Here is an 838-nt window from a genome sequence, read left to right as displayed (position 1 = left end):
CGTCGGCTTCGCCGACGGTGATCTGCACGTGCACCGCACCGGTCGCGGGCAGCACCAGCGGCGCCTGGAGGGTCAACTCGTCCAGCGTGTCGCAACCGACCCGGTGCCCCGCGTGCAACGCGAGTTCCACGTGCGCCGTACCCGGCAGCACGATCGTGTCCATCACCTGGTGATCGGCCAACCACGGATGCGTCGCCACCGACAGTCGGCCGGTCAGCACGTGCTCGTCCGCCCCGGCCAGACTCATCGCCGCCGCCAGCAACGGATGCTCGGCAGCGTGCAACCCGAGACCGGTCGGATCCGCCGGCACGCTCGCCGTCGCCTCCAGCCAGTACCGCTGGTGCTGGAAGGCGTACGTCGGCAGGTCGACCCGCTTCCCGCCCGCGACCAGCGCGGAAAAATCGACGTGCACGCCCCGGGCCCACAGGTTGCCGAGTCCGGTGGTGAAGGTCAGCGCAGCGTCCCGGTCCCTGCGGACCAGCGGAACGGCGGTGGCCTCTTCCAGCACCTGCCCGGTGAGCGCGGTCAGGATCGCGTCCGGACCGATCTCGACAAAGGTGCTGACACCACTGGCGGTGACCGCGTCGGCGAACCGCACCCCGGCCTTCACGTGCTCCACCCAGTAGTCGACATCCGCCCACACCGCAGCAGTCGTCAACTCACCGGTCACCGTCGACGCGACAGTGGCATCAGAAGCGGAGAACGACAGGCCGGCGACCACCGTACGGAACTCGTCCAGCATCGGCGCCATCAACGGCGAATGGAACGCATGCGACACCGACAGCCGCTTCGTCTTACGACCCAACCCCCGGAAATGCGCCGCGACCTCCTCGACCGC

At 69.2% G+C, this 838-nt stretch carries 1 protein-coding gene; it reads right to left on the bottom strand.

The genetic code is table 11. The features are described 5' to 3' along the window. Positions 1–838, bottom strand: an 838-nt coding sequence (locus GSF22_RS33955; protein ID WP_208817968.1) for an acyltransferase domain-containing protein, incomplete at both ends; no start/stop codon positions are given.

It is taken from the genome of Micromonospora echinofusca (assembly GCF_017614955.1).
In the GTDB taxonomy this organism is placed as follows: Bacteria; Actinomycetota; Actinomycetes; order Mycobacteriales; family Micromonosporaceae; genus Micromonospora; species Micromonospora echinofusca_A.
Note: the sequence above shows the minus strand (reverse complement) of the source record. Positions and strands in the feature narration are given on the sequence as shown.